This window comes from Acidocella aluminiidurans, from assembly GCF_055383125.1.
In genome coordinates this window covers 2,945,897-2,967,510 of sequence record NZ_AP031589.1, presented here as the reverse complement: position 1 = coordinate 2,967,510, position 21,614 = coordinate 2,945,897, and the positions used below count along the sequence as shown (strand labels likewise).

Genomic DNA, 21,614 nt, shown 5'->3' with positions numbered 1-21,614 from the left:
TTTCGTGAAGCTCAGGCTGTGGCGTGGAAATATTTGCCGAGGCAGGCGGGCTGGTTGAGCCGGATGCGCCGCGCATCGCGCGAGATCAGCACCAGCACCAGCACGGTGCCGACATAAGGCAAGGCGGAAACCAAGGGTGAGGGCACCGAAATCCCCAGCCCCTGGACATAAAGCGAGAAGAAGGTGATGCCGCCGAACAGATAGGCGCCCACCAGCAGCCAGAGCGGCCGCCAGGCGGAGAACACCACCAAAGCCAGCGCGATCCAGCCGCGTCCGGCGGTGAGGTCCTGCGACCAGAGCGGCGAATAGAACAGCGAGAAATACGCCCCGGCGATCCCCGCCATCGCGCCGCCGAACGCCACCGCGGCGTAGCGGATGCGCAGCACCGGATAGCCCATCGCATGCGCGGCATCGTGGCTGTCCCCCACCGCGCGCAAGATCAGCCCGGCATGGGTCTTGTTGAGAAACCAGGCGATGGCCGCCAGCATGATGAAGGCGAAATAGACCAGGATATTCTCATCGAACAAAACCGGCCCCAGCACCGGGATCGCGCTCAGCAGCGGGATCGCAATCGGGTGCAGCACCGGCGCGGAAATGCCGACATACCCCGCCCCCAGCAGGGCCGCGAAACCATGCCCGAAAATCGTCAGCGCCAGGCCGGTCGCCACCTGGTTGGCGAGGAAGGAGAGGCTCAGCAGCGCGAAGATCATCGCGATGCACACCCCCGCCAGCGCCGCCACCCCCACCCCCAGCATGGCGCTGCCGCTATGATGCGCGGTAGCGAAACCGGCGATGGCGCCCACCAGCATCATCCCCTCCACGCCGAGATTGAGCACCCCGGATTTCTCCGCCACCAGCTCGCCGGAGGCCGCGATCAGCAGCGGGGTGGAGGCGGCGACGACGGACATCGCCAAGGTTGTGACCATGGAGAGGATCATGCGGCCTCCGTCGCGCGCGGGCGGATGCGCCGGACGCGGTGCAGGATCAGCACATCCGCCCCCAGCAGATAAAACAGCAGCACGCCCTGAAAAATCCCGGTGATGGCGTTGGGCATGTTGAGATTGATCTGCGCCGCATCGCCGCCGAGATAAGAGAGCGCCAGCAGCAGCCCGGCGAAAATCACCCCCACAGGATGCAGCCGCCCCAGAAACGCGACGATGACGGCGGAAAACCCATAGCCCGGGGTGATGGTGGTGGTGAGCTGGCCGATCGGCCCAGTCACTTCAATAATCCCCGCCAGCCCGGACAACCCGCCCGAGACCAAAAGCGCGATCCAGGTCAGCCGTGCATTGGAAAACCCGGCAAAGCGCGCCGCCCGCGGCGCCTGCCCCACCACCCGCAGCTGAAACCCGAGCACCGAGCGCGCCAAAATCTGCCACAGCACCAGCGCCAGCACCGGCGCCAGCAAACAGCCGAGATGAATGGAGGTCGCGCCAAAATCCGGCGTCGTCGCCCCGGCGCCGAACATCGCCGATTGCGGAAAGCCGAAGCCCTGCGGATCCCGCCAGGGCCCGGTCACCAGCCAGACCAGGATCAGATTGGCGACATAGACTAGCATCAGCGAGGTCAAAATCTCGTTGGCGTTGAATTTCAGCTTCAGCCAGGCCACCAGCCCGGCCCAGACCATGCCGCCCAGCACGCCCAGCGCCAGCACCAGCGGATATTCCCACCAGAACGCCCCGTTAGGCAGCGCCAGCGCCAGCCCGGCCCCGGCCAGCGCGCCCATGGTGAACTGCCCATCCCCGCCAATATTCCAGACATTCGCCCGGTAGCACAAAGCCAGCCCGGCGCCGATCATGATCAAAGGCGCCGCCCTTACCGCCAGCGAGGACAGGCCCGAGGCGCTGGCGATCGGGGTGATCAGAAATGTCTCGATCCCCCGCACCGGCGATTTGCCGAGCAGCGCGAAGATGACCATCATCGTCACGATGGTCAGCAAAATCGCCAGCACCGGCGAGCCGACGGACCAGAAGCCCGAGCGCTCGCCGCGCGGTTCAAGCCGGAACAACATCCTGCGCCTCCCGTCCGGTCTGCGTGCCGCCCATCAGCAGGCCGATCCGTTCAATCGTCGCGTCCTTCACATTCATCGCATCCGAGAGCCGCCCCGCCGCGATCACCGCGATGCGGTCGCAGAGCAGCAAAATCTCATCCAGATCCTGCGAGATCAGCACGATCGCCGTGCCCGCCTGGGCCAGCGCCACCAAAGCCTCATAGATCGCCGCCGCCGCCCCGGCATCCACCCCCCAGGTCGGCTGCGAGATCACCAGCACCCCCGGCTGCTGCAACACCTCCCGCCCGACCAGGAATTTCTGCAGATTGCCGCCGGAGAGCGAGCGCGCCTCCGCCAGCGGCCCGGTGGTGCGCACATCGAAAGCGTTGATCACCTTGGCCGCGAATTCCTGGGTGCGGCGCTTATTGATGAGGCCAAACCGCCCCAGCGCGCCGCGTATATGGGCGGAGAGAAACCCGTTCTCCGCCAGGCTCATGCCGCCCACCGCGCCGTGGCCGTTGCGCTCCTCGGGCAGAAAACAGCCGCCGCGCCTGCGCCGCGCGCGCGGCCGCTCCAGCCCCACCGGCACCCCATCCAGCAGAATATTGCCCGGCGCGCCGGCGGGAATTTCGCCCGAGAGCGCATCCATCAGCTCGCTCTGGCCATTGCCGGCAATGCCCGCGATGCCGAAAATCTCCCCGCCTTTCACCGCGAAGGAAACCGCCTTCAAATCCGTGCCGAATTGCTGGTTGGAACGGATGGTCAGCTTGTTCACCACCAGCCGCTCCGGCCCTTGCACATTCCCCTTCTGGGAATAATCCTGGGTTTTCAGCTTCGCCGAGATCATCAGCTCGGCCAGCTCGCGCGCGGTCTTCTCGCGCGGATCGCACTGCGCCACCACCTTGCCCAGCCGCATGATCGTCGCCGCCTCGCACAGGCTGCGGATCTCTTCGAGCTTGTGGCTGATATACAGAATCGAGCAGCCCTCCGCCCGCAGCCGCCGCAGAGTCGCAAACAGCGCCTGCACCTCCTGCGGGGTGAGCACGCTGGTCGGCTCATCCATGATCAGCAATTTCGGGTTCTGCAGCAAACAACGCACAATCTCGATGCGCTGGCGCTCACCGACCGAGAGATCATGCACCGCCTTATGCGGGTCCAGCGGCAGCCCGTAGCGGCTGGAAATCTCCGCGATCCGGCCCTCCAGATTTTCCCGGTCCTTCGGATCATTCAGCCCCAGCGCGATATTCTCGGCAACCGTCAGCGCCTCGAACAGCGAGAAATGCTGGAACACCATGCCCACACCCAGGGCCCGCGCCTGGGCCGGGCTGTTGATCGCCACCTCCTGCCCTCGCCAGCGCAAACTGCCCGCGTCCGGCTTCATCACCCCGTAGATGATCTTCACCAGCGTGGATTTGCCCGCCCCGTTTTCGCCCAGCAGCGCATGGATCTCGCCCTGGCCGATGGTCAGGTCCACATGGTCGTTCGCCAGCGTGCCGGGGAATTGCTTGACGATGCCGCGCAGCGCCAGCAATGGCGCGTCTTCAGCAACAGAGCGGTTCAAACCAGGGGCCATCGCGCAACCTCCAAGCAATATTCAGGCCAGCATCGATCCCGCCCGCAACCGGCAATGGCTATGAAGCAGGCAACCCATCCTGCCCAAAGCGTAGCCAGACTGACACGAAGCTGCAATAGAATCAGGCCCCTGCCAGCGCCGCCGCGACATCCTTGCTCGCCGCGACCCAGCCGAAGATGCCGCCCTGGGCCGCGACCATCTCCAGCGCCGGGCGATGAAAATCCGGGAAGTAGGAGGCGGTGCCATCCTCAAGCACCAGACATTCGAAGCCGCGGTCATTCGCCTCGCGCAGCGTGGTGTGCACGCACACCTCCGTCGTCACCCCGGCCAGGATCAGCTGGGTGATGCCGCGCTTATGCAGAATGGTCTCCAGATCGGTGGCGTAAAACGCGCCCTTGCCCGGCTTATCCACCACCGGCTCGCCGAGGGCCGGTGCCAGATCGGCGATGAGGCCATGCCCGGCCTCGCCACGCACCAAAATCCGCCCCATCGGCCCGGCACTGCCGATCCCCTTCGCCCGCCGGTGCTTGGCAGGGTGCAGATCCGCCAGATCCGGCCGGTGCCCCTCGCGCGTATGCACCACCAAAATCCCCGCCGCGCGCGCCGCCGCCAGCACGGTGGCGATGGGGCCGATGGCGGCGCGCAGCTGCGTCACATCATTGCCCAAAGCCTCACCAAACCCGCCCGGCTCCAGAAAATCCCGCTGCATGTCGATGATCACCAGCGCCGCATGGCGCGCATCCAGCGCGAAGGGGCCGGGTTTGGCGGCAATCTCCCGGCTCATGCCCAAACCCCCTCATGCAGCGCCAGCGCCTCATCCTCCAGCAGCGGCCCGACCACCTCAACCGCCCGCTGCCCGGCGGCGAACACAATGCGGCAGGGCAGATCCAAAGTCGGGTTCTCCGCATGGTCCCCGGTCAGCGCCTTCAGCGCCGCTTCGCTGAGCCCATACACCACCCGGCCGATCCCGGCCCAATAGATCGCGCCGGCGCACATCGCGCAGGGCTCGGCGCTGGAATAGAGCGTGCAGTCCGCCAGAAACCGGCTGCCATATTCAATACTGGCCCGCCCGGCGAGGAGGCGCTCGGCATGGCCGGTCATGTCATGCTCGGGCAGAAACCCGTTACCCTGCTCCATCAGCACCGCACCATCCGGCCCGGCCAGCAGCGCGCCGAACGGGTGGCACCCCGCCTCGCGCGCCTTTGCCGCCACCGCGAAACTCCGCCGCAACAAATCCTCATCCGCGCTCATCCCACCCCCAGGCTCAAAAGCTGTGCCGCAACCGAAACCGCGATCACCTCCGGCTGCTTGCCGGCCACCCCTGCCAGCCCGATCGGGCAGGTCAGCCGCGCCGCCTCCACCCCGTCCGCGGCCAGGCGGGAGAGAAAGCGCGCCCGCTTGGTGCCCGAGCCGATCATGCCGACAAACCCGGCCGGCCCGCTTAAGGCGGCGCGCACCAGGGCATAATCCAGCTGATGGTCATGGGTGAGCACCAGCACCGCCGCGTCCGGCGGGGCCTGCCCCAACAGCGCCTGCATCTCCTGCGCCGTGCAGCAGACCAGCCCCGGCAGCCCTTCCAGCTCCGGCCGCACATCGAACCAGCCGAGCGAAAGCGGCAGCCCGGCAAAGACCCGCGCCATCGCCTGGCCGACATGCCCGGCCCCGAACAGCAGCACCTTCCGGCTTGGCGCCGCCACCGGCTCCACCAGCACCGTCCCCGCCCCCGGCAAGGCCCCGCGCGCTTGCGGCAGCGATGTCGCCAGCCGCCCGCCATAGGCCCGCTCGATCCGCCCTTCCGCCAGCGTCGCCACCAGAGTCTCGCCCGGCTCGGCCTGCAAAAACCCGCAGCAAGCCGGGTCCAGATGCTCGACCAGCAGCCGCACCCGCCCGCCGCAACATTGGCCGAGCAGCGGCCCCAGCGGATAATCCTGCACCGCCCAGCGCCCTGGGGCGCGCTCCAGCGCCGCCCGGGCCTGGGCGATGGCGGTGAATTCCAGCTTGCCGCCGCCAATGGTGCCGAAAATCGCGTCGGCACTTACCAGCATCTTCGTCCCCGCCCCGCGCGGCGCCGAGCCCTCGGTCGCCAGCACGCTGACCAGCGCCACGGGACCACGCGGGAGCCAGGATCGTAGCGCTTCGATCCACTCAGCCATGATCCGCCCGCAATGCCGCAATCGCCGCCAAAATCCGCTCCGGCGTCGCTGGCGCGTCCAGAGCCGGAAAGCCCCCACCCGGCGCACAAGCCGCCACCGCCTGGGTCAGCGCGCAGAACACCGCATTGGCCAGCATGAAGGGCGGCTCCCCCACCGCTTTCGAGCGATGGATGGTCGGCTCGACATTCTCTCCTGGCGCCCAGAGCTCAATGTTCATCCGCGCCGGACGGTCCGAGGCGGTCGGGATCTTGTAGGTCGAGGGCGCATGGGTGAGCAGCCGGCCATCGGCGTCGAACACCAGCTCCTCGGTGGTCAGCCAGCCCATGCCCTGAATAAACCCGCCCTCGATCTGCCCCAGATCGATCGCCGGATTCAGCGATTTGCCGACATCATGCAGAATATCCACCGCCAGCACCTTATGCTCGCCGGTCAGCGTGTCGATCGCCACCTCCGCCACCGCGGCGCCATAAGCGAAATAATAAAACGGCCGGCCGGTATGGCTGGCGCGGTCATAATGGATCGCCGGTGTCGCGTAGAAGCCGGTGGCGGAGAGCGAGATCCGCGCCAGATAAGCCAGCTGGCAGAGCCTGGCGAAGCTCACAATCTCCGCCCCGGCGAACACCCCGTCCGGCGTGAAGCGCACCGCCGCCTCCTCCACCCCGAAATGCGCGGCGGCGAAGGCGCTCAGCCGGGCGCGGATCGTCTCCGCCGCATTGAACGCCGCCATGCCGTTGAGGTCCGAGCCGGAAGAGGCGGCGGTGGCGGAGGTGTTGGGCACCTTATCCGTGCGGGTGGAGGAGATGCGCACGCGCTCCACCGGCACGGCGAACACATCGGCCACCACCTGCGCCACCTTGATCATCAGCCCCTGCCCCATCTCGGTGCCGCCATGGTTCAGCAGGATGGAGCCGTCCGTGTAGATATGCACCAGCGCCCCACCCTGGTTGAGATGGGTGGTGGTGAAGGAGATGCCGAATTTCACCGGCGTCAGCGCGATGCCCTTCTTGATGACGCGATGGCTTTCATTCCAATCCGCCACCGCCGCGCGCCGTGCCGCGTAATCGCTGCTTGCGACCAGATCCGCGATGAGCTGCGGGGCGACATTATCCGCCACCTGCATCGCATAGGGTGTGACATCGCGCCCCGGCCCGTACAGATTGGCCAGCCGCACCGCCAGCGGGTCCTTGCCCAGCGCATGGGCGATATGGTCCAGCATCCGCTCCGCCACGATCATCCCTTGCGGCCCGCCAAAGCCGCGAAAGGCGGTGGCGGAGACGGTATGGGTCTTCGCCCGGTGCGAGAGGATCTTCACCGCCGGATAGAAATAGCAATTATCCGCATGGAACATCGCCCGGTCATTGATCGCCTGCGAGAGATCCGCCGAGCAGCCGCAGCGCGAGGCCAGCTCGATGGACACCGCTTCGATCCGCCCGTCAGCGTCGAACCCGACCTCATAGCCGGTCTCGAATTCATGCCGCTTGCCGGTGAGCACCATGTCGTCATCGCGGTCGGCGCGGATCTTCACCTGCCGCCCGGTCGCCGCCGCCGCCAAAGCCGCCCCGGCGGCGAACAGAGAGGCCTGGGTCTCCTTGCCGCCGAAGCCGCCGCCCATGCGGCGCACCTCCACCGTCACCTGCGCATCCGCCAGCCCGAGCACGCGGGCGATGATATGCTGCACCTCGCTCGGATGCTGGGTGGAGGAGAGCACATGCATGCCGCCCTGCTCCTGCGGCGTCGCCACCGCGATCTGGCCTTCCAGATAAAAATGATCCTGCCCGCCCATCGCCAGCCGGCCGGAGAGCCGTTGGGGCGACGCCGCCAATGCCGCCGCCACATCGCCCCGCCCCATGCTCTGGGCGGGTTCGATCAGACTATCCGCCGCCAGCGCCTCGGCGATGGAGAGCAGAGGCGGCAAAGGCTCATACGCAGCCTTGCCCAGCTTCGCCGCCCGCCGCGCCGCCTGATAGGAGGTCGCGACCACCAGGAAGAGCGCCTGGCCGTGATAGACCACCTCATCTTCCGCGAAGAGCCGGTCATCCCCGGCGAAGGGGCTGACATCGTTCCTGCCGGGAATATTGATGGCGGAAAACACCGCCACCACCCCGGGGGCGGCCTGCACGGCGGCGAGATCCAGCCCGGTCAGCCGCGCATGCGCCACGCTGGAAAGGCCGAAGGCGCCATGCAGCATGTTGGCGGCCTCGGGCACGTCATCGGCATAAAGCGCGGTGCCGGAAATCTGCGCGGCGGCGCTGTCATGCGGCAGCTTGCGGGAGACGGCGCCGCCGGTTTGCGGCATGCGGTCAGCCATCGGCCAGTTCCAAAACGCTGGCGATTTCGCCCTGGGATTGCGCCCAGAGCCGGCGCAGCAGATTGCCGGCGACGCTGAGCCGATAGGCGGCCGAGCCGCGCACATCCGAAAGCGGCGCAAAATCCTGCCCGATCCGCGCGGCCGCCGCCGCCAGTGTCGCTTCGGTGAAGGCGGCGCCGGTCAACGCCGCCTCAACCGTGGCGGCGCGCTTCGGGATGCCGGCCATGCCGCCAAACGCCAGCCGCGCCTGGGTGATGACACCGGCCTCGACCCGCAGATGGATCGCCCCGCAGACGGCGGAGATGTCGCTATCGAAGCGCTTCGATAATTTCGAAATCAGGATCAGCGCGTCCGGATCGGGCCGGGGGATGAACAGGCTTTCCACAAACTCGCCCGGCTGGCGGTCCTGCTTGCCATAGGCCAGGAAGAAATCCTCCAACGGCAGCGTCCGCCGTTCCGCGCCGCGGCGCAGCGTCAGCGTCGCCCCCAGCGCGATCAGGGCCGGCGGCATGTCGCCGATCGGCGAGCCATTGGCGATATTGCCGCCGATGGTCCCGGCATTGCGCACCTGCGCCCCGCCGATCCGCCGCACCAGCTCCCCCAAAGCCGGATGCAGCCGCGCCAGCGCGGCTTGCGCCTCGGCATAACGCAATGCCGCGCCAAGATGCAACCCGTCCGGCGTCTCCGCCACAAATCGCAGCGCTGCGATATCGGCGATGAAAATCAGCTCGTCCAGCACGCGCTGCAGCTTGGTCACCCAGAGCCCGACATCCGTCGCCCCCGCCACCAGCCGCGCCTGGGGATGCGCCAGATAGAGCGCGGCCAGCTCGTCGGTGGTCTGCGGCAAAAAGGCGCGGCGGCCCTGATAGCTGATCGCGCCGGGCGCCTCGCGCAGATTTCGCAGCGCTGCGATGATGGCCGCATCGTCACGCGGGGCGCAAGCCACGGCCGCGCCCGCCGCCAGGATCGGCCCATAGCCGGTACAGCGGCAGAGATTGCCGGAGAGGCAGTCCGCGACGCTCTGCTCCGCCCCCAGCGCGCCGATGCAGCGCCCATAGAGCGACATCACGATCCCCGGCGTGCAGAAGCCGCATTGCGAGCCGTGCCGGTCCAGCATTTCCCGCTGCACCGGATGCGCGCCGCCCAGACTCTCGATGGTGAGCAGCGCCTTGCCATGCAGCATCGGCAGGAAGGTGATGCAGCTATTCACCGCCCGCCAGGCGATGCGCTCGCCGGCCTCACCGTCCTCCAGCGCGCCCAGCAGCACGGTGCAGGCGCCGCAATCGCCCTCGGCGCAGCCTTCCTTGGTGCCAATGCGGCGCAACGGCCCGCGCAAAAATTCAAGCAGCGTGCCGGTGGGATCGGGCGCGTCCAGCGTGATCACCTCGCCATCCAGCAGGAACCGCACGCTCATTGGCTCTACTCCACACCCGTCCCAACCCGCGGAGTGTCCACCCCACCCACCCGGCCTGTCAACGGTAAGTTGCCCGCCCGGCCATTTAAAAAGGCAGGACCGAACCCGGCCCTGCCTGTTTCAGATTCCCCCCACGGCGCGGTTTTGGGCAGCCGGGTGAAAGCGCGCTCAGCTCTTGCGTGAGACGGTGAAGCGGGCCAGCGCCTGCAGCAAGGCGGCGCGCTCGCCAAAGCTCTCCAGATGCGCCGCCGCCTGCTCGGCCAGACGCTCGGCCTGCGCGCGGGCGCGCTCCAGCCCCAGCACCGCGACCATGGTCGCCTTGCCGGAGGCGGCGTCCTTGCCGGCGGTCTTGCCCATTTCCTCGGCGGTGGCGGTCTCGTCCAGCACGTCGTCATAGATCTGGAAGGCCGCGCCGAGATCGCGCCCATAGGCGATGATCGCCTGGCGCTGGGCGGTGGGCGCACGGCCCAGAATCGCCCCGGCCTCGGCGGCGTACTGGATCAGCCGGCCGGTCTTCAGCGCCTGCAGCCGAGTGATCTCGGCCCCTGACAGCGTCTTGCCCTCGGATTCCATGTCGATCATCTGCCCGCCGACCATGCCGCGCATGCCCGAGGCCGAGGCCAGCGCCAGCACCAGCTCGATGCGCGCCTCGGCATCGCCATGCGTGTCTTCCTCGGCCAGCACCTCGAAGGCGCGGGTCTGCAGCGCGTCACCGGCCAGAATCGCGGTGGCCTCGTCGAATTTCTTGTGGCAGCTGGGCTGGCCGCGGCGCAGATCATCGTCATCCATCGCCGGCAGATCGTCATGCACCAGCGAATAAGCGTGCAGCATCTCCACCGAGGCGGCGACGCGCGCGGCACAGGTGCGGTTGACCGAGAACAGCCTGGCCACCTCCATCACCAGAAAGGCGCGCATGCGCTTGCCGCCATTCAGTACGGCATAGCGCATCGCCTCCATCAGCTTCGCCTCGGCGGTCTCGGGCACCGGCAGCAGCGCGTCGAGCTGCGCCTCCACCAGCCTTGCCACCTCGGCCAGCGCCTCGCCCAGCGCGTCCGGCTTGGGTACCACATCAAGCGCCATGGTCTTACTCTCCGTCCTTGAGGGCGAGCGAGCCATCCGCCCGCGCCACGATGGCCTGCACCCGGGCTTCCGCCTGGGCCAGTTTTTCCTCGCAATGTTTCTTCAGCGCCGCCCCGCGCTCATAGGCGGTGATCGCATCTTCCAGCTTCTGCTGGCCGGATTCCAGCCCGCGCACGATGGCTTCCAGGGCGGCCAGGGCGTCCTCGAACGAAAGGGCGGCAATATCGGATTGATCAGTCATGAATGCTCCCGTAGCCGCGCCGCGCGGGAATCACAACCGCATCAGCGCGCGCACATGCGTAGCACAGCTTTGCGCCAAAGCGGTGGGGTCATAGCCGCCTTCCAGCAGCGAGACGACGCGGCCGGGGCAATGCGCATCGGCGATGGCCAGCAATTCGCGGGTGGCCCAGGCGAAATCCGGCTCTTTCAGCCGCAGCTGCGCCAGCGGGTCGGCGGCATGGGCATCGAAGCCGGCGGAGAGGATCAGGATCTGCGGGGCGAAATCGGCCAGGCGGGGGAGCAGGGCCGTGCTCCAGGCCGCGCGGAAGAGCTCGCCGGTGGCGCCGGGGGGCAGCGGGATGTTGAGGATATTGCCCACCCCGGTCTCGCTCTGCGCGCCGGTGCCGGGAAAGCAGGGGGATTGGTGCGAGGAGGCGTAGAAGATCTGCGGGTCCTGGCTGAAAATATGCTGGGTGCCGTTGCCGTGATGCACATCGAAATCGACGATGGCGATGCGGGTGAGGCCCCATTTGCGCTGCGCCTGGCGGGCGGCCACGGCGGCGTTGTTGAAGAAGCAGAAGCCCATCGGCCGGTCGGCCTCGGCATGGTGGCCGGGCGGGCGCATGGCGACGAAGGCGGCCTGCGCCCAGCCTTCCATCACCGCATCCACCGCCGCCGCGGCGCCGCCGGCGGCACGCAAGGCGGCCTCACGCGTGCCGGGGCCGAAAACCGTGTCGCCATCGATATGGCGCACCGGCGCGCCGGACCAGCCCAGTACGGCGTCGATATAATCCGCATCGTGCGCGGCCTTCAGCTGCGCGGGCGTGGCCAAGGGGGCCAGTTCGCGCAGCAGATGCGAGAAATCCGGCGCGTCCAGCGCGCGCAGCACATAGCGCAGCCGTTCCGCGCATTCGGGATGGTCCGGACCGGTATCATGCCCCAACGCCGCCGGATGCGTGAACAGCGCCACACTCATCCGGGCTGGCCGCCACGTTTCAGCGAAAAGCTGTACACGCCCTTGGCCTCGCTGGCGGCGATCAAGGCATGGCCGCTGGTTTTGCAGAACTCCCGGAAATCCGCCACCGCCCCTGGGTCCGTCGCCAGGATGCGCAATTTCTCGCCCGGCGCCATGGCGCGCAGGGCGCGGGCCGCGCGCAGCACGGGGATGGGCGATTTCTGGTATTGCGCGTCGATTAGAGTTTCTCCCATGGCGCGAATCATGCGCCTTCACGCGGGCTTGAGCAAGATGAGCTTTCGGCCCAGAACCCGGCCTATGACCCAGCGCATCGGCATCGATCTCGGCGGCACCAAGACGGAAATCATTCTGCTGGCGGAGGATGGGCGCGCGCTGCTGCGCCGCCGCCGCCCGACCCCGCCCGGCTATGAGGCGGCTTTGCGCAACATCGCGGCGCTGGTGGCCGAGGCGGAGCAGGAGAGCGGGCAGGTTTGCACGGTTGGGGTGGGGATACCGGGCTGCATCTCGCCCGCCACCGGGCTGGTGAAGAACGCCAATTCCAACGCGCTGAACGGCCATGCCTTCGACCGCGATCTGGCCGCCCTGCTCGGGCGCGAGGTGAGGGTGGCGAATGATGCCAATTGCTTTGCCCTCTCCGAGGCGGTGGATGGCGCGGCGGCGGGGGCGGGGGTGGTGTTCGGCATCATCATCGGCACCGGCACCGGGGCGGGGATTGTGGTGAATGGGCGGATTCTGGAAGGGCGGCACCGTCTGGCCGGGGAGTTCGGCCATACCCCCTGCCCTGGCCGCAGCCGGACGAGCTGCCGCTGGCGCGCTGCTGGTGCGGGCAGACCGGCTGCCTGGAGCTGTATCTTGCCGGCCCCTCGCTGGCGCGCGAATGCGACGGGCCGGGCTATCACGATGCCGGCTCCCTGCCCGCGCGCGCCGCCGCCGGGGACGACAAGGCGCAGGCGGCGCTGGCCCGGCACGCGGACCGGATGGCCCGGGCGCTGGCGGTGATCACCAATCTGCTGGACCCGGACTGCATCGTGCTCGGCGGCGGGGTTTCCAACATGGCGCATCTCTATGAGCAGTTGCCCCGGCTGATGCGGCCTTATGTGTTCTCCGACCAGGTGGCGCCGCACATCGTGCAGGCGAAGCATGGGGATAGCTCGGGCGTGCGCGGGGCGGCCTGGCTGTGGCCGGCGCCTCACGGCTGAACGCCCAGGCGATGCGGGCGCTGGCACGCGGCTTGCAACACCCGCCGCATGCGCGGCGTTCGCGGCCGCGCGCAGTTTCCAGCGAGGAGCGCCATGACCCAGCCGAGCCGCAGCATCGCCGCCCGCCCCTATCCCTGGCCCTATGATGGCAGCCTGGCGCCGGAAACGACGGCGCTGGTGATTATCGACATGCAGACGGATTTCTGCGGCCCTGGCGGCTATGTGGACAAGATGGGCTATGACATCGCGCTGACCCGCGCGCCGATCGGGCCGATCCAGGCCGTGCTGGGGGCGATGCGGGCGGGGGTTATATGATCATCCATACACGCGAGGGGCATCGGCCGGATCTGGCGGATCTGCCGGCGAACAAGCGCTGGCGCTCGCGCCGGATCGGGGCGGGGATTGGCGAGGCGGGGCCGTGCGGGCGGATTCTGGTGCGCGGCGAGCCGGGCTGGGAGATCATCCCGGAACTGGCGCCGCTGCCGGGCGAGGTGATTATCGACAAGCCGGGCAAGGGTTCGTTCTGTGCGACGGATCTGGAGCTGATTTTGCGGCAGAAGGGGATCCGCAATCTGGTGCTGACCGGCATCACCACGGATGTGTGCGTGCACACCACCATGCGCGAGGCGAATGATCGCGGGTTTGAGTGCGTGATTCTGGAGGATTGCTGTGCCGCGACGGATGCGGGCAACCATGCGGCGGCGCTGAAAATGGTGACGATGCAGGGTGGGGTGTTTGGGGCTGTGGCGGAGTCGGGGGCGTTGTTGGCTGTGGTGTAGGGGGGGGCTGTGCTACGAAAATTGTCACTAAAAAGCGGACACTATGCGCCCAACCCTGTCATTAGGGCGTCTCAACGGGACGCCCGAAAGCCGACATTCCAATGACTGGAAGACTTGGGTCGGCCGGGCGCCCATCAAGGCCATTTTGGGGGCAAGCTAGCTTACCTAATATCGACATAAAGAAGAGTTGGTAGAAGATTGTGCACCCCTGCTGGCCGCTCCCCGCCGTCTGCTGCCTTTCCAGATAGTCTGCACCGGCTTGAAGTTTTTATAGGCGATGTCTAGAGCCGCGCGGTCCATGTCGAGATAGCAACAAACCGCCGTTCGGGCCTTTCGATTGAAGTTCCGTGTCCGAGGTTCAATCGAGCATGCCGGCTCCCGCCATGCGAGATCTATAGTCCAACCTGTCTGGTTTGAAGATTATTGCGACAGTTTGCTCACTTGCTAGGCGTCAGGCTGGAAGTTTAGCCATGAAATTCAATATCAGACGTGCGATCTCATCGGTCTGTTCGTCCATGGCGAAGTGGCCAGCGTCGAGCAGATGGATCTCGGCGTCCGGCAAATCCTGCCTGAATGCTTGGGCGCCCGCAGCGATAAAAGACGGATCGTTTGCCCCCCATACTACCAGCGCCGGCGGCTTGTGCTCGCGCAGCCACGCCTGCCATTTCGAGTAGGATGCAACATTAGTCCGGTAGTCATAGAGCAATTCTGTTTGGATTTCGCGTTGGCCGGACCTTGAGAGATGGGCGTATTCGTCGGTCCACGTGTCAGGATTATATCGCTCAGGATGCAATGTGCCCGCTATATGGCGCTGCTTTGTCGCTTCAAACGACAGGAATGCGTCTACTACCTCAGGGTGAGCCTTCGGGTCCGCCCAGTATTCGGCAATCTTAGCCCATTTAACGCCCAGGCCAGCATCGTAGGCGTTGCCGTTCTGGACGATGAGGGCGCGCACCCGCTCCGGCTGCGCCAGGATGATGCGGAAACCCACCGGCGCACCATAATCGTGCAAGAAAATCGTATAGTTAGTGATTTCCAACTGCTTCAGAAAATTGCCAATGGTCTCTGCCAGATGATCGAAGGTATAGGTATAGGATGAGGGCGATGGCGCATCGCTCTGGCCGAAGCCGGGGAAATCCGGTGCAATGAGATGGTAGTGTGTCGCGAGCAGCGGAATGAGCGAGTCAAATCCGCGTGAAGAGGAAGGAAAGCCATGTAGCAGTACAATCGTGGGGGCGTCCTTTGAGCCTGCCTCGCGATAGAATATTTCCACGCCGTTCACCTGCACGCGGTGATACGTTGTCGTGGCCGTGATCGACTGGAGCGGTGCGGCGGCCGGCATACTTGTCTTAATGTTCATGATACTGCTCCTGAAGTTTTGAGTTCAAACGCCACCATGCATCTGGGCGAGCCGAATGGCGGCCTGTTTGGCACGGTCAAAATCACCGGCGGCATCCGGTGTCAGCAGAGTCGGCTGAAAACGAATCTCGTCTATGGCGGTGACGCCGGCTTGGTTCAGCCAGGCGCGGAGATAAGTGGAGTGGTGGTCCACCCCGAACGCCGGCGACGGAGAAGGAGGCGAATAAGCGCCCGCAGTCAGCACGAGGGTCGCATGTTTGTTTTCCAGCAAGCCGAAATAACCGGACTCAGGTTTAAGCCCCCATAGCAGACCCGGCTGATGAATAACGTCGATATAATGCTTCAGCCTATAAGGAATGCCGCTGTTCCACATGGGCACAGAGAAGAGATAGCGATCCGCCGCGATGAAACGATGGGCGACCTCGACAATCTGGTCCCATGCGGTCTTCTGCACCGTGTCATGCTCCTGTCCGAGCATTACGTTGACCTTCGCTGCAGCCTTGTCGCCGTCGAAGACCGGCAGATCAGTCTCCCAGAGCGGCAGGGTATCAACCTCCAGGCCGGGATTCGCCGCGCGAAGCGTCGCGAGATAAGCCTCGGCAACCTGGATCGACTTGGAGTGGCCACCGCGTGGCGAGGCTTGAACGAACAACAGCTTGGTCATGGCAGTCTCCAACTGAATGATTGCGGCAAAGGCGCGGATCAAAATCCTAGTTCGGTAAGGCCGGGATGGTTGTCAGGGCGGCGGCCCAGCGGCCAATGGAACTTCCGCTCCGCGGCCGCGATCGGATGCTCGTTGATGCTGGCGAAGCGCAGCTTCATCAGCCCTTCGGCGTTAAACTGCCAGTTCTCGTTGCCATAGGCACGAAACCATTGCCCGCTGTCATCGTGATATTCGTAGGCGAAGCGCACGGCGATACGGTTGCCGGCGAAGGCCCAAAGTTCCTTGATGAGCCGGTAATCAAGTTCGCGCCTCCATTTGCGCGTGAGAAACGCCTCGATTTCAGTACGGCCACACGGGAATTCCGCCCGGTTCCGCCACTGGCTGTCGGGGGTATAAGCCAGCGCCACGCGGGCGGGGTCTCGTGTGTTCCAGCCGTCTTCGGCGGCTCTGACCTTCTGGATCGCGGTCTCCTCGGTGAATGGAGGAAAGAGTGGACGGCTCATAATTCATCTCCTTTTTGTGGCAGAACGGCGCGGCGGATCACCTGCGGGCCTCGGCCACGGCCAGGGTATCGATGTACTGGCGGAAGCGGGTGATCTTGCCGTCCTTGAGTGTCCAGACATGGGCATAGCGGGCCTCGGCTTTCTTGCCCGTCGTGCCATGCACACCCGTGAAGTCGCCGAGCGACACCACCGTATCGCCCTCGGCGATGAACTCGCTCGGGACAAGCGTGAAGCTTGACCATTCTGCTATCAGCGGTTTGAACAGGCCTTCGGCCACATGCTCAGGCCCGCGGCCATCAACCCTGTAGTGCCACATCGTAATCCACTCGATGTCGGCTTCCATCAGGCCCAGCGCGCCAGGAGCGTCGCCAGCGGCGAGTTTGTCGTAAAAGCTGCGAACAATGTCGGTGGGCGTGTTCATTGGGAAACTCCTTGACATATGGCGGTGGGTGCGTTCGTTGCGCCGCATCCGGGGATGAACAGAAAATTCCGGCCGCTGGTGCTCCGAACGGCGGCATCAGCCAACGTGCTTGGCGAGGAACTCCCGCATTGCCGCAGCTATCTCGGCGGCATGTGTCTCCAGCGCGAAATGACCGCTCTCGACGAAGCGGATGTCAGCGGACGGAACATCCCGCTTGAAGGCCTCCGCGCCCGGCGGAATGAAGAACGGGTCGTTCTTGCCCCATACAGCCAATACCGGCGGCTGATGTTGGCGCAGATAGGCCTGGATTGTGCCGTACAGAGCCAGGTTCGACTGGTAGTCGAGCAGGAGGTCGAGCTGGATTTCGTCATTGCCCGGCCGCGCCAGATAGAAATCATCCAGATTTCGACCATCGGGGGCGACCAAGCTCGGGTCTGCAACGCCGTGCGTGTACTGGAACAGCGTCGTCTGCGGCGTGAGGAAGCCGCGCAGCGCATCGCGGTGGGCCTGGCTCGGCTCGTTCCAATAAGCCCGTATCGGCGCCCAGGCCTCCGACACGCCCTCGAGATACGTATTGCCGTTCTGGGTGATAATGGCGCTGATCCGCTCGGGATGCTTGACCGCCAGGCGAAAACCGATTGGCGCGCCATAATCGAAGACGTAGATCGCGAACCTGGGGAGGCCGAGCACCTCAGTGAAACGGCAGATGATGTTTGCGATGTTCTCAAACGTATAGGCGAAATGGTCGCGCGCTGGCTGCTCTGTCATGCCGAAGCCCGGGAAGTCTGGTGCCACGACATGGTAGGAGTTCGCTAGTTCTGGGATCAGGTCTCGAAACATATGGCTCGCACTCGGGAAACCATGCAGCAACAGCAACGTGGGGCGGGTTTTGTCGCCGGCCTCGCGGTAGAAAATCTTCAAGCCATCGACGTCGACAGTATTGAAACGAACAGTCATGGTAATTCCCCTTGGGGATCAGGACGTGAGGAAGAGTTCGCAGGCGCAATCGCGCACCCACATTAGGTTTTTACGCGGCTCGTCGTGGGGTCAGGCCGCTGTGCGAGCCCGCACGGCAGGAAAATCAATCTCGGTTTTCAGCGTTTCATTGAGATAGTTGGTAAATATGTTGAGCGCTACATGAGCGATGATTTCGACAATCTCAGCATCCGAATAACCGGACTGCTTGAGTGCTGCGATATCGGCTTCGCTCGCCTGCCCGCGCTCGCGGGCGAGCTTGGCGGCGAAGCGCACGGCCGCATTAACCTTGATATCATTGGAGGCGCCGTTGCGGTTGGCAGTGATCTCCGCGTCGTCAAGCCGGGCGAGATTACGGGCGAGATAGGTATGCGCCGACAAACAGTAGCCGCAGCCGTTCACTTCGGCGACTGCCAGCGCAATGCTTTCGCGGGTTGGCGCGGCGAGGGCGCCTTTGCCAAGCGCACCGGAGAAACCGAGATAGGCATCCAGCGCCGCCGGGCTGTTGGCGATGATACGAAACATATTCGGCACCATGCCGAGTTGCGTCTGGGCTGCGGCGAGCAGTGGCTGCGACGCCTCGGGTGCGTGCTCGACGGCAAGCGTTGGGATACGGGACATTGGTTTCACTCCTGGTAGGGCGGACTGCAATTGGGCCATGGGCAGACCAATATTCCCTTCCGCGAAGCGACTGTAGGTGCTAGCTTTGGAAGCCTGACTTCCAGAATTCGAGAGGTAGAATGGATCGGTTTGAGGCACTCCGCGCTCTGGTCGCAGCGGTTGACGGGGGTAGTCTTTCTGCGGCGTCGCGGGCACTGGGCATTCCGTTGCCGACAGTGAGCCGCCGGGTATCCGACCTTGAGGCGCTGCTCGGGTCGCAACTGGTGGTGCGCACCAGCCGCAGGCTATTGCTGACCGAAGCCGGTACGGCTTACGTGGCGTCCGCCCGCCGTGTGCTTGAAGAACTGGCTGAGGCCGAGCGGGCAGCGTCAGGTGAATATCGCGCGCCGCGTGGGGAGCTTCTGATCACCGCGCCGTTTATGTTTGGCAAGATGCATGTCGCGCCAATCGTTCATGAATTTCTTGGCGCCTATCCAGAGGTCAGCGTGCGGCTTGCCCTGACCGACGGTGTCCTCGATATGGTCGAATCCCATATCGACGTCGCCGTCAGAATCGGCAATTTGCCCGATAGCACGCTGGTTGCTCGGCGGGTTGGCGAGGTGCGCTGGGTGACCTGCGCCAGCCCCGGCTATGTGGAGCGGCGGGGTAGCCCTGCCTCACCCGCCGATCTCATGAATTTTGATTGCATCGCCTATGAAGGCCTCGAACTCTGGCGGGACTGGTCGTTCGCCGGCCCTCAAGGAATACAGACAATCATCGTGCGCCCGCGCTTTTCAGTGAATACGGCCGACGCCGTGATCGCCGGTGCGGTTGCGGGCATCGGGATCGCTTATGTCATGTCCTATCAAGCGGCGGACAGCGTCCGCGACGGAACCCTCTTGCCGCTTCTGACAGAGTGGGCTCCTGCTCCTATTCCGGTACAGATCGTGCATGCCGCACGCCAACATCAGCCCTTGAAGCTCAGGGCGTTTCTCGATTTTGTCGTGCCCCGTCTGCAACAAAGAGTGAAGACGGTACGAGAGGCGTTCGAAGCGGAGCAAGCGTACAACATCGGCGCTGCGTGAAGATATGTTCCACCATACCCGCCTGTTGCCAGCTAATTCGTATCGACATCTATGGCCCGGTGAGCAGGCTAGTTAAGGCGGCAACGCGCCCATTATGGTCATTCCGGCCCCCCCGGTCGGTTTTCATAAAGCAGACATCGGCCACCCTGGTCCCGGGGGCACAACGCGCCAATCCCTCCTCAGTTGGCGTCTGAAGGACGCGCGCTGGAAACTTGTCGGTTCCTTTTTCGTGACCGAACAATATCCTCCGTTCTTGCGACTCCGCATCAATTATGGTAGCGTTTCCCAAGTGCTGGCTTTACGAGTCGGCCAAATTTCACGAGTCTTCTCATATGTGGTCAGACGTCGAGACGCGGCAGGATTTTCTAAACTATGCCGAACTGGCCGAGGTGGTCGCAGAGCTTCTCAGTAATCCTGCAATGCTCCCCTTGTCGGTTGGTGTCTCTGGTAGCTGGGGCACAGGGAAGTCTTCGATGCTTAATCTCATCGAAGAAAAATTACCGAAGGATACCGACGAGCGGAAATTCATAGTCGTTCGTTTCGACGCTTGGCTTTACCAGGGTTATGACGACGCGCGAGCTGCTTTGTTGGAGGCGATAGCAAGTCGGCTACTCGACGAAGTAAAGCAAGAAGACAAGGATCTATGGGAGAAGACGAAAAGTCTTTTTAAGCGTGTCGACAAGCTGCGGTTGCTTGGCCTTATAGGCGAAGCCGGTGCGGCAATGGCAGGCTTTCCAACGTTCGGGTTTATTTCTAAGGCGGCCAATGCCGCCAGCAGGATTGCGCAAGGTGACACGAGCGCGTCTAACCTTAAAGACCTAAAAGACGCTGGAAAGGAGGTTAAGGAAAAGACCGACGGCTTGATAAGGCCAGAGGTGGACGCCACCCCCCCGCAAGAGATTAAGGCCTTTCGTTCTGAATTCGGCGAGGTGCTGAAGGGGCTCAAGGCAACTCTTGTTGTCTTTATCGACAATCTCGACCGTTGTCTGCCGCCTCAGACCATTCACACACTGGAAGCCCTCCGCCTCTTCTTGTTTATGGAGAATACCGCATTTTGCATTGCGGCAGACGAGGACATGATAAGGCATTCAGTCTCAAAGCATTTCGAAACCACCAAGACCGACCATTTGGTTACCGACTATCTCGACAAATTAATCCAAATTCCAGTTCGAGTTCCAAAGCTGGGTATCCAGGAAATTCGGAGCTATCTGTTCTTATTGTTTGCCAGCGCAAGTAACGACATCGACAAGTCGAAAGTGGACGAGCTTCAGGAGAAGCTAAACGATAACCTTCGGCAGGCATGGGGTAAAGACCCACTGTCAGTCCGCAAAGCGCTGTCCATCCTGTCCCCCAATCCTCCCGGCGAGCTTGTTGCTGCATTTGATATGGCTGACCGCATGTCCCCACTGTTGTCTAATTCCTTGGCAATCAATGGAAATCCTCGCATCATAAAGAGGATTCTCAATACGGTTCGTATTCGTGCAAAGCTAGCCAAGCTACGACGCGTTTCTGTTGAAGAAACTCTCATCGCCAAGCTCGCCTTGTTTGAGCGTTGCATGGGCGAGGCAGCCTCCATTCATCTTTATTCAGCTATTCAAGCGGCAGAAAACGGTCGGCCTGACTTCTTAGAGAAAATGGAGACAACGCAAGATGCTGAGGAATTTTCTGCAGCGAGTCCCGCTCCGTGGCAAGACAAGGAGCATCAGAGGTTCCTCGCCGACTGGATTAAGCTAGAGCCGCAATTCGCGGAGCACGATCTGCGGCCTACGCTTCAGCTTAGTAGGGACACCGTCGCGCTCATGGGGCAGAGACGTGGGCTATCGGAAGTCGCCACAGAAGCTTTGAGGGTTCTAGGTGCTGCGGGAAAAGCCAATTCTCCGGCCGGAATTCAAGAGGCCCAAAAAATACCTACTGCAGAACTCCAAGATGTAATGGACGCACTCATCTCGGAGATGCGTAGCCATGCTGATTGGGGAATTCGTCCCGCAAAGTGGCCAGGAGCCATACTTCTTGCGACTCAATACCCAGCATGCGCCCCTGCGCTTAGAGCGTTCGCTTTGCAAGCAACTGGGAGCAATACTCCTTCCTGGCTGAAGGCATCGTTGGCAGCGAACGGGCCGTTAGCAGAAGGTAGAAGATAATGGGTACGTCGGCATCCCATCCTGGCACCGGCCCCCGCGCGCCATTGGTGCCTGAATGGGCGGACGGAGGTGGCCCAGACCCGCTTCCGGAACCCGAAAATAAGAGATTCCTAGCCTTTAGAAGAAATCTAGGGAAATTCGTTAAGACTGGCTCTAGAAACCATCTGAACTCCGC

The 21,614-nt window shown here is 64.0% G+C and carries 22 protein-coding genes and 1 pseudogene; 5 read left to right on the top strand and 18 right to left on the bottom strand.

What is annotated here, in order from left to right; translation table 11 throughout:
* Positions 1-11 precede the first annotated feature (11 nt).
* The 12 genes from ACZ46S_RS14655 to ACZ46S_RS14600 all read right to left on the bottom strand — a co-directional run bounded on the left by ACZ46S_RS14655 (position 12) and on the right by ACZ46S_RS14600 (position 11,946).
* Complete coding sequence (locus tag ACZ46S_RS14655) at positions 12-938, bottom strand: ABC transporter permease (protein WP_464062328.1); 927 nt, start codon at positions 936-938, stop codon at positions 12-14.
* Positions 935-2,011 (bottom strand): ABC transporter permease, encoded by a 1,077-nt coding sequence (locus tag ACZ46S_RS14650; protein WP_464062326.1) that lies wholly within the window; start codon positions 2,009-2,011, stop codon positions 935-937. Before ACZ46S_RS14650 ends, ACZ46S_RS14655 begins: the two co-directional genes overlap by 4 nt.
* Entirely contained in the window at positions 1,995-3,563 is a 1,569-nt protein-coding gene (locus ACZ46S_RS14645; RefSeq protein WP_295737963.1) for an ABC transporter ATP-binding protein, read from the bottom strand. Before ACZ46S_RS14645 ends, ACZ46S_RS14650 begins: the two co-directional genes overlap by 17 nt.
* 121 nt (positions 3,564-3,684) lie before the next feature.
* Positions 3,685-4,347, bottom strand: coding sequence for a cysteine hydrolase family protein (locus ACZ46S_RS14640; protein WP_464062324.1), 663 nt, complete (start codon positions 4,345-4,347; stop codon positions 3,685-3,687).
* Positions 4,344-4,814, bottom strand: coding sequence for a nucleoside deaminase (locus ACZ46S_RS14635; protein WP_295737968.1), 471 nt, complete (start codon positions 4,812-4,814; stop codon positions 4,344-4,346). The genes ACZ46S_RS14640 and ACZ46S_RS14635 overlap by 4 nt, the downstream gene beginning before the upstream one ends.
* A complete protein-coding gene (xdhC, locus tag ACZ46S_RS14630) occupies positions 4,811-5,716 on the bottom strand; it encodes a xanthine dehydrogenase accessory protein XdhC (RefSeq protein WP_464062323.1) in 906 nt (301 codons plus the stop codon). Before xdhC ends, ACZ46S_RS14635 begins: the two co-directional genes overlap by 4 nt.
* Positions 5,709-8,024 (bottom strand): xanthine dehydrogenase molybdopterin binding subunit, encoded by a 2,316-nt coding sequence (xdhB, locus tag ACZ46S_RS14625; protein WP_464062322.1) that lies wholly within the window; start codon positions 8,022-8,024, stop codon positions 5,709-5,711. Before xdhB ends, xdhC begins: the two co-directional genes overlap by 8 nt.
* Positions 8,017-9,438, bottom strand: a complete 1,422-nt coding sequence (gene xdhA / locus ACZ46S_RS14620; protein ID WP_464062320.1) for a xanthine dehydrogenase small subunit — start codon at positions 9,436-9,438, stop codon at positions 8,017-8,019. The genes xdhB and xdhA overlap by 8 nt, the downstream gene beginning before the upstream one ends.
* Before the next feature lie 168 nt (positions 9,439-9,606).
* Complete coding sequence (locus ACZ46S_RS14615) at positions 9,607-10,518, bottom strand: polyprenyl synthetase family protein (protein ID WP_464062318.1); 912 nt, start codon at positions 10,516-10,518, stop codon at positions 9,607-9,609.
* 4 nt (positions 10,519-10,522) lie between these two features.
* Positions 10,523-10,759, bottom strand: coding sequence for an exodeoxyribonuclease VII small subunit (locus ACZ46S_RS14610; protein WP_008494182.1), 237 nt, complete (start codon positions 10,757-10,759; stop codon positions 10,523-10,525).
* 30 nt (positions 10,760-10,789) lie between these two features.
* Complete coding sequence (locus ACZ46S_RS14605; RefSeq protein ID WP_464062316.1) at positions 10,790-11,713, bottom strand: histone deacetylase family protein; 924 nt, start codon at positions 11,711-11,713, stop codon at positions 10,790-10,792.
* Entirely contained in the window at positions 11,710-11,946 is a 237-nt protein-coding gene (locus ACZ46S_RS14600) for a sulfurtransferase TusA family protein (RefSeq protein ID WP_366516257.1), read from the bottom strand. The genes ACZ46S_RS14605 and ACZ46S_RS14600 overlap by 4 nt, the downstream gene beginning before the upstream one ends.
* A gap of 64 nt (positions 11,947-12,010) precedes the next feature.
* Between ACZ46S_RS14600 and ACZ46S_RS14595 the strand changes: the two are divergent.
* The 3 genes and pseudogenes from ACZ46S_RS14595 to ACZ46S_RS14585 all read left to right on the top strand — a co-directional run bounded on the left by ACZ46S_RS14595 (position 12,011) and on the right by ACZ46S_RS14585 (position 13,691).
* Positions 12,011-12,912 (top strand): annotated as a pseudogene (locus ACZ46S_RS14595) (ROK family protein).
* A gap of 93 nt (positions 12,913-13,005) precedes the next feature.
* A complete protein-coding gene (locus tag ACZ46S_RS14590) occupies positions 13,006-13,227 on the top strand; it encodes a hypothetical protein (RefSeq protein ID WP_464062314.1) in 222 nt (73 codons plus the stop codon).
* Positions 13,224-13,691: a cysteine hydrolase family protein gene (locus ACZ46S_RS14585; RefSeq protein ID WP_464062312.1), complete on the top strand. Its 468-nt coding sequence runs from the start codon at positions 13,224-13,226 to the stop codon at positions 13,689-13,691. Before ACZ46S_RS14590 ends, ACZ46S_RS14585 begins: the two co-directional genes overlap by 4 nt.
* 451 nt (positions 13,692-14,142) lie before the next feature.
* Here ACZ46S_RS14585 and ACZ46S_RS14580 read toward each other — a convergent pair whose 3' ends face one another.
* The 6 genes from ACZ46S_RS14580 to ACZ46S_RS14555 form a co-directional block, all read right to left on the bottom strand.
* Entirely contained in the window at positions 14,143-15,051 is a 909-nt protein-coding gene (locus ACZ46S_RS14580) for an alpha/beta fold hydrolase (protein WP_295745575.1), read from the bottom strand.
* Positions 15,052-15,075: 24 nt separating this feature from the next.
* Complete coding sequence (locus ACZ46S_RS14575) at positions 15,076-15,714, bottom strand: FMN-dependent NADH-azoreductase (RefSeq protein ID WP_295745579.1); 639 nt, start codon at positions 15,712-15,714, stop codon at positions 15,076-15,078.
* A 38-nt stretch (positions 15,715-15,752) separates the two neighbouring features.
* Positions 15,753-16,217, bottom strand: coding sequence for a nuclear transport factor 2 family protein (locus tag ACZ46S_RS14570; protein ID WP_464062310.1), 465 nt, complete (start codon positions 16,215-16,217; stop codon positions 15,753-15,755).
* A gap of 37 nt (positions 16,218-16,254) precedes the next feature.
* Positions 16,255-16,638, bottom strand: a complete 384-nt coding sequence (locus tag ACZ46S_RS14565) for a nuclear transport factor 2 family protein (protein ID WP_295745585.1) — start codon at positions 16,636-16,638, stop codon at positions 16,255-16,257.
* Between the two features lie 96 nt (positions 16,639-16,734).
* Positions 16,735-17,595: an alpha/beta fold hydrolase gene (locus tag ACZ46S_RS14560; RefSeq protein ID WP_464062309.1), complete on the bottom strand. Its 861-nt coding sequence runs from the start codon at positions 17,593-17,595 to the stop codon at positions 16,735-16,737.
* A 90-nt stretch (positions 17,596-17,685) separates the two neighbouring features.
* Positions 17,686-18,234: a carboxymuconolactone decarboxylase family protein gene (locus tag ACZ46S_RS14555; RefSeq protein WP_464062307.1), complete on the bottom strand. Its 549-nt coding sequence runs from the start codon at positions 18,232-18,234 to the stop codon at positions 17,686-17,688.
* A gap of 119 nt (positions 18,235-18,353) precedes the next feature.
* Between ACZ46S_RS14555 and ACZ46S_RS14550 the strand changes: the two genes are divergently transcribed.
* Both ACZ46S_RS14550 and ACZ46S_RS14545 read left to right on the top strand, forming a co-directional pair.
* The gene (locus ACZ46S_RS14550; RefSeq protein WP_295745592.1) at positions 18,354-19,298 is read left to right on the top strand and encodes a LysR family transcriptional regulator; all 945 of its coding nucleotides are present in this window, start codon (positions 18,354-18,356) and stop codon (positions 19,296-19,298) included.
* A 332-nt stretch (positions 19,299-19,630) separates the two neighbouring features.
* Positions 19,631-21,439, top strand: coding sequence for a KAP family P-loop NTPase fold protein (locus tag ACZ46S_RS14545; protein WP_464062306.1), 1,809 nt, complete (start codon positions 19,631-19,633; stop codon positions 21,437-21,439).
* Positions 21,440-21,614: the final 175 nt, after the last annotated feature.

Excerpts from the sequence above, each read along its gene's own strand:
- ACZ46S_RS14585 (WP_464062312.1), top strand. The coding sequence starts at position 13,224 with ATGATCATCCATACACGCGAGGGGCATCGGCCGGATCTGGCGGATCTG.
- ACZ46S_RS14590 (WP_464062314.1), top strand. The coding sequence starts at position 13,006 with ATGACCCAGCCGAGCCGCAGCATCGCCGCCCGCCCCTATCCCTGGCCC.
- ACZ46S_RS14645 (WP_295737963.1), bottom strand. The coding sequence starts at position 3,563 with ATGGCCCCTGGTTTGAACCGCTCTGTTGCTGAAGACGCGCCATTGCTG.
- ACZ46S_RS14560 (WP_464062309.1), bottom strand. The coding sequence starts at position 17,595 with ATGACTGTTCGTTTCAATACTGTCGACGTCGATGGCTTGAAGATTTTC.
- ACZ46S_RS14635 (WP_295737968.1), bottom strand. The coding sequence starts at position 4,814 with ATGAGCGCGGATGAGGATTTGTTGCGGCGGAGTTTCGCGGTGGCGGCA.
- ACZ46S_RS14640 (WP_464062324.1), bottom strand. The coding sequence starts at position 4,347 with ATGAGCCGGGAGATTGCCGCCAAACCCGGCCCCTTCGCGCTGGATGCG.
- ACZ46S_RS14555 (WP_464062307.1), bottom strand. The coding sequence starts at position 18,234 with ATGTCCCGTATCCCAACGCTTGCCGTCGAGCACGCACCCGAGGCGTCG.
- ACZ46S_RS14610 (WP_008494182.1), bottom strand. The coding sequence starts at position 10,759 with ATGACTGATCAATCCGATATTGCCGCCCTTTCGTTCGAGGACGCCCTG.
- ACZ46S_RS14565 (WP_295745585.1), bottom strand. The coding sequence starts at position 16,638 with ATGAACACGCCCACCGACATTGTTCGCAGCTTTTACGACAAACTCGCC.
- ACZ46S_RS14545 (WP_464062306.1), top strand. The coding sequence starts at position 19,631 with ATGTGGTCAGACGTCGAGACGCGGCAGGATTTTCTAAACTATGCCGAA.
- ACZ46S_RS14600 (WP_366516257.1), bottom strand. The coding sequence starts at position 11,946 with ATGGGAGAAACTCTAATCGACGCGCAATACCAGAAATCGCCCATCCCC.
- xdhB (WP_464062322.1), bottom strand. The coding sequence starts at position 8,024 with ATGGCTGACCGCATGCCGCAAACCGGCGGCGCCGTCTCCCGCAAGCTG.
- ACZ46S_RS14615 (WP_464062318.1), bottom strand. The coding sequence starts at position 10,518 with ATGGCGCTTGATGTGGTACCCAAGCCGGACGCGCTGGGCGAGGCGCTG.
- ACZ46S_RS14650 (WP_464062326.1), bottom strand. The coding sequence starts at position 2,011 with ATGTTGTTCCGGCTTGAACCGCGCGGCGAGCGCTCGGGCTTCTGGTCC.
- ACZ46S_RS14580 (WP_295745575.1), bottom strand. The coding sequence starts at position 15,051 with ATGAACATTAAGACAAGTATGCCGGCCGCCGCACCGCTCCAGTCGATC.
- ACZ46S_RS14550 (WP_295745592.1), top strand. The coding sequence starts at position 18,354 with ATGGATCGGTTTGAGGCACTCCGCGCTCTGGTCGCAGCGGTTGACGGG.
- ACZ46S_RS14605 (WP_464062316.1), bottom strand. The coding sequence starts at position 11,713 with ATGAGTGTGGCGCTGTTCACGCATCCGGCGGCGTTGGGGCATGATACC.
- ACZ46S_RS14575 (WP_295745579.1), bottom strand. The coding sequence starts at position 15,714 with ATGACCAAGCTGTTGTTCGTTCAAGCCTCGCCACGCGGTGGCCACTCC.
- xdhC (WP_464062323.1), bottom strand. The coding sequence starts at position 5,716 with ATGGCTGAGTGGATCGAAGCGCTACGATCCTGGCTCCCGCGTGGTCCC.
- ACZ46S_RS14655 (WP_464062328.1), bottom strand. The coding sequence starts at position 938 with ATGATCCTCTCCATGGTCACAACCTTGGCGATGTCCGTCGTCGCCGCC.
- ACZ46S_RS14570 (WP_464062310.1), bottom strand. The coding sequence starts at position 16,217 with ATGAGCCGTCCACTCTTTCCTCCATTCACCGAGGAGACCGCGATCCAG.
- xdhA (WP_464062320.1), bottom strand. The coding sequence starts at position 9,438 with ATGAGCGTGCGGTTCCTGCTGGATGGCGAGGTGATCACGCTGGACGCG.